Genomic DNA, 5134 nt, shown 5'->3' with positions numbered 1-5134 from the left:
GATAAGCTGATGATACTGGTTTGGGGAGAGCAAGAGTTTGTTAATGCGAGTGCGTACGCATTCCCACTGTTACCGCCGTCCGAGACTCCTGTCAGCTTGTGGGATACTTGGGATTTTCGCGGTCTGTGGAATCAGTCGATGGTGGTTTCCCAGGGTTCTCCCCCGAATAACTTGCCGCTGTCGTACCCAGTGCCGTGGCAATTTTATCCCAGATAAGGAAGCACTGGGGATTCTCAGTAGCGATTGTTTCAGTGCTTACAATCCCCAGTCAGCAGCAGCCAAACAAAAATGTTTGACCCACTTGGAACGAGACTTAGAAGCGCTAACACTTAGCCGTTTTGATGGCAATCGGCTATTGGCTGAGGCTGTTGGTGAGATTTTAGCCACTGCTAGAACCCTATATCGGGAGTATCATGCTGGTCAATTGAGCCGAGAAGCGATGGCGGCACAACGTCATGTACTGGAAGCCAAATTGCTTACTGTCTTGACTAATCCACCTGTCAAAGGTTGGCCTGCCGATGCCCAACGATTAGCCAATCGGATTCAACGTCATTGGACTGAGTGGTTCACTTTTTTAGACCATCCAGAAGTTAAACCGGACAACAATGATGCCGAAAGAGCATTGCGTCCAGTGGTGGTGCATCGCAAGGTGAGTGGCGGCGCTCATAGTGATTGGGGCGCTCAATTGGTGGCGAAAATGTTTAGCTTTCTCGAAACAGTCCGGTTGCAAGGAGAAGAAGCGATCGCTCAACTTTATCAGTTACTTTGTTTGGCTGGTCGCAGCCCTCTTGGTTTACAGTTCAACTGAACTAACTGTTAATTTCTGGCTGGTGATTCAACTTATTTTCACCCTTGCCTCTATCTTTCCCGTGGAAAATTCCACTCTTCTACCAAACGAGCAAGTGTGGTCATCACCATTCGCTGCTCCATTTGCGATACCGCAACGCAGTTGCGGTGAGCAGTTACATTTATCCCCTTTGACTCTGCCCCTCAATGCTTTTAAATTTTTCACTTAAAATGCCATCCCATTTTCTGACCTGAATCAACATCGAAAATCATTTTGATCGGTCAAAGTATCTCTAAGGAATTTTAGAAATTTGGCAGCTAGTTAAAGTTCCCATGATGCTCGTTATATTTACTAAGCGAATCGCTCACTTCCTCCTAAAGTTACTTCTAGTAAATTTTAATTATTCCTTGATTTTTGTCTCAAAATTTTACCTGTTTAACATCTCATTTATTAGATCAGCTTTCCTCATATATATCTGGTCGATCTTGGGAAATAACTAATGGTTTATCTTCGATTTATCCCAGTTTTATTGTGTTAATAATAATGAGAATCATACAGAGAGGGAAAGGCAATCTTTGATTGCCTTTCCCTCTCCCCGACCAGGCGTGATTCTGATTTTCATTCAGAGTTAAATTGAGCATATTCACTCATTGATAAAAGCTCCACTTTCTGTGGGGTGAGGTTCGAGAGTCGCCCCTCTCCCCTCCCCTTTGAACCGGACATGAGAATTTCGCACTCATAGGGCTATTGCCTTACTTCGAGCGAGTTTTAACTTGGGTTTTGTGTACCTGTTTGTGACACGCTCTGTGTAGGTGCTGAAGGTTTTCCTCGTCGTCTGTTCCGCCAAGAGCCACAGGTACTATGTGGTGGGTTTCTATTTCCTCTCCATTGAATAGTGGTTCGCCGCACTCTGGACAAAACCAGTGTTGGTTTTCTGCTATCCTGAAAAGCTTGGAACCTTTCTCGAAGCGGGATTTACCAAACTTTAGGTGGCGCTTTTCCCCATACTCTTTTAATCAGGGGTCATCGGGGCTGGCGTCACCTTTGACCTTTATATGGCGTTCGATGCGCCTGTACGCAATCTGGTACAGAACAAGTTCCTTGTCCTTCCCGAGTCGGTCGCTTGTATTACAAGCAAACACCCATTTGTTGCCCTTAATCGTCTTGAAGAAACGCTTGCGAACCCATGAAGTGTTCTGGTTGGGGTGTCTACGCTTTGCCCAACGCCAAAGGTATTGCCATACTCGATATGAGATATAGCTGAAGGTTTCTTTGCTCACATCTTGCACCTGTCAGGATAAACCCCGAATAGCCAAAAATAAAGTATAAGAAGACCACAGCAGCCAAGAGAGGAGTCCCTAATTTGTAGGTTACTAATTCAACGTATTATACGTATTATTACTGAGAAAACGACAAGCTACGCTCCCGCCGCGTTGATTTGCCAAATTTGGGGAAATATGAGAGAAAAGGGCGTGAAAAGATGTCTAGAAAAGCAAGAACAATGGAAACCATTCTTGCCCACGCCCAAAGTTTAGTGTACACCCTACTGCTGCTGATGCCGTCCCGGTATCAACAAGAAAACCTTGAAACCATGCTGGGATTGTTCTTGGAGGCAAAAGGACACCCTTTACCACAACACAGTCTCCAAAGCCAGCGCTTTAAGCCGATTTCTCAACCTTAACTCTTGGCCAACCCGAAAACTAATTCGTACAATTCGCCAACATATACTCAAACGTTTATTGGCAGAATCTCCCAGAGGACGACAGCCGTTTCTACAGGTAATTATTGACTTGACAACCTTAGAAAAACGGGGAAAATTTCAGCCATTTGAGCATTTAATCAAGGTCTATAACGGTAAACGGGGCTTACATTTGGTAGTGCTGTATTTAGTCGTAGGACGCTGGCGCATTCCCTGGAGTTTTCTGGTCTGGAGAGGTAAAAATCATCCATCTCCTGCCCAACTGGGTTTGAAATTAGTCAAACGGTTGCCCACAGCACTAACTAAACGTTTTCGGGTAATGATTCTAGTTGATACTGCATTTGCTAGTGTAGAATTTCTTCACGGGGTGCGGCAAAGCAAATTCCACGTGATTGCGGGAGTTCGTTGTGACCGACAATTAGTTGATGGTCGAAGCAATAGACAATTATGTAAGCGAGGTCAGCAAGTTTATTTAACAGGTTTGAAGTTTCCTGTTTCGATATCATGCTACTACTTACAGCGCGATAACGGTCAACTAGAAAAGCGATTTGTTCTCTCCACTAAACAACTAAAAGCTAGCACGATTACTTGGTGGGGTAGACGCAGATGGCAGCCTTGTTGGATGGTTTAAAACTGCCAAACATCGTTTTGGCCTGCATCGTTTTGGTCAAGGAACGCTTAATCGCGTCTATCGCTGGTTAGTACTTTCGCTGCTCACTTATCTTTTGGCCCATTGGGCTTATTTATCTACCAATTCTACTCATTTACCTGATTGGGGGCAAGCTGATCATACAGCACTAGAATTTATTTTGCCACAAGTTCTTATGTATGTTTTTTTACTTAACTTAGAACAAATGATTCCTTTGGCACGTAGTTACGGTTTTGACATCCACTTTTTTAGGTGCAAGATGTGAGTTTGCTCACCACACCTTTGTAGTAGTTAGCAAAACCTCTGAGAATTGGATTGAGCTTTTTGATTAGGACTTCCTGATTTAATTTCTTCTCCCAACCGCTTACAGAAGGCTAAAACCTTCTTTTTGGACGGCTTGATCCGAAGTTTTCCGCCATAGTGTCGGGAGTTGAATCCCAGAAAATCGCAGCCATCTTCCATTGACGTTATGACCGTCTTCTGGGCACTGAGTTCAAGACCTCGTTTTGACATCCATGCTTGAATCAGGTTTTGGACAGTTTCGAGACTTTCAAAGTCTCTGGCTGTGACGATGAAATCGTCAGCATATCGCACCACTCCTAATTTCGGGTTGGTGGTTTTTATGAATGTTTCTAAACCAGGCAATCCCATATTGGCTAATAAAGGCGAAATGACTGCGCCCTGTGGTGTGCCTTGTTCGGTTGGGTTGATTTTCCCTTGGAACACAAACCCCGCTTTTAACCATCCTTTGATGAGTGCTCGTTTCGGGAGTTCAGAATGGATTCATGGGCGATGTTGTCAAAGAATCCCTTGATGTCAGCTTCTAGAACCCACCTATGTCCGCCTGCACGGTTGAACCCTACTTTGTTAAAGCATTGTTCAATGGCATCTTGACAACTTCTTCCCGGTCGGAATCCGTAGGAGTGTTCCTCGAATACGGCTGACCATTCGGGTTCTAGTGAATTTTTTACTATTGCCTGTTCGATTCTGTCGTGGGTGACAGACGGGATTGAGAGCGGTCGTTTCTTCCCGTTAGGCTTTGGTATTTCCACCCTTCGAGTTGGTCTGAGGTTTCCCCGATTCGGGTTGTTTACCAGAATCACTCGTTGTTCCGGGGTATTGACGATTTCTTTGTCAATTCCTGCCGTCGCTTTGCCAAGATTGGTGTGAGTGATACGTCGAACTGACAATAGCAAATTTGCGTAGCTTCTTTGCATCAACTTTTGCCAGATGCTTAACTTGCGGAAGTCACCTTGTTTTCTCGCACGAAAGATTCTCTGACGTAGGTTTCTAACGAGTTTGTTAACCTGATTCCAGTTAATCTGATTCCAGTTTTCAAGCTGTCTCTTTAGTTTGTTTGTTGTCTGTATTGACACCATCTAACTTATCCTCAGATTTGATTCCCTTGTCTTGTTTCTCTCGTATAAGACCCAGAGGAAGTCTGCTAAACTTTCGTTCAGAGGTGATGTTTCAACCCCTATCTGGCTGATTGCCAGCCAGCGTTTGCTTTTTCCCCTATCCTTTACCCTCCAGAGAGTTCCGTCTTTGTTACCTCCGACCTACTAAGAGTTTTCGACCTCTGTTAGACTCTGTAGGGTTTACCCTGTTGTATCGTTTAGTTTTTCAGTTTCCGTTAGGTGCTATCTATTCTGCGGTGGGTTTTGTTCACACGATCCAGGAAAGGTTAAACCCTCAATCCTATCCACGTACCTTTTGGTTAGAGCCTGTCAGCCTTATTTGGCTCTTTTCGTGATTACGCAGTTTGAGCAATAGTTCACTTATGTTCACCATTGGGGATTTCCCTCTTGCTCCTGACTGTCTTTGGCTGACAGCTTCGGCTACTTTCGTGGACTGCATTCCATCTCGTTCATTACTTACTTGAGATGTGACCGGACTCGCTTTGAGCCTTTTACGTGAGGGTAGAGGGTGTGAATGCTATAGGAGAGTCGGCTCTCCGTACTAAACGACCAGTTCAGGTGGCGCTAACCTGTCACGAATG

The 5134-nt window shown here is 44.7% G+C and carries 4 protein-coding genes and 3 pseudogenes; 3 read left to right on the top strand and 4 right to left on the bottom strand.

Translation table 11 applies throughout. From position 1 onward, the window contains the following. Together ACE1CM_RS16505 and ACE1CM_RS16500 are read left to right on the top strand one after the other, a co-directional pair. A partial coding sequence (locus tag ACE1CM_RS16505) for a hypothetical protein (protein WP_374878599.1) occupies window positions 1–216 on the top strand: 216 nt, incomplete at its 5' end. 10 nt (window positions 217–226) lie between these two features. Continuing rightward, window positions 227–808 (top strand): annotated as a pseudogene (locus tag ACE1CM_RS16500) (transposase); the annotation flags it as partial. A gap of 731 nt (window positions 809–1539) precedes the next feature. On the opposite strand, the gene ACE1CM_RS16495 reads toward ACE1CM_RS16500, so the two are convergent. Both ACE1CM_RS16495 and ACE1CM_RS16490 read right to left on the bottom strand, forming a co-directional pair. Then, window positions 1540–1728, bottom strand: a complete 189-nt coding sequence (locus ACE1CM_RS16495) for an HNH endonuclease (protein ID WP_374878598.1) — start codon at window positions 1726–1728, stop codon at window positions 1540–1542. A 75-nt stretch (window positions 1729–1803) separates the two neighbouring features. After that, the gene (locus ACE1CM_RS16490) at window positions 1804–2067 is read right to left on the bottom strand and encodes a group II intron maturase-specific domain-containing protein (protein ID WP_374878596.1); all 264 of its coding nucleotides are present in this window, start codon (window positions 2065–2067) and stop codon (window positions 1804–1806) included. Between the two features lie 200 nt (window positions 2068–2267). Between ACE1CM_RS16490 and ACE1CM_RS16485 the strand changes: the two are divergent. Further along, a pseudogene (locus ACE1CM_RS16485) lies at window positions 2268–3343 on the top strand (transposase); the annotation flags it as partial. A gap of 40 nt (window positions 3344–3383) precedes the next feature. Here ACE1CM_RS16485 and ACE1CM_RS16480 read toward each other — a convergent pair. Further along, window positions 3384–3464, bottom strand: coding sequence for a group II intron maturase-specific domain-containing protein (locus ACE1CM_RS16480; protein ID WP_374878597.1), 81 nt, complete (start codon window positions 3462–3464; stop codon window positions 3384–3386). Next, window positions 3427–4514 (bottom strand): annotated as a pseudogene (locus tag ACE1CM_RS16475) (reverse transcriptase domain-containing protein). The gene ACE1CM_RS16480 and the pseudogene ACE1CM_RS16475 overlap by 38 nt, the downstream one beginning before the upstream one ends. Window positions 4515–5134 lie beyond the last annotated feature (620 nt).

The sequence above is a fragment of the Microseira sp. BLCC-F43 genome (assembly GCF_041929235.1).
Classification (GTDB): Bacteria; Cyanobacteriota; Cyanobacteriia; order Cyanobacteriales; family Aerosakkonemataceae; genus Microseira.
This window is presented reverse-complemented; position numbering and strand designations above follow the sequence as displayed.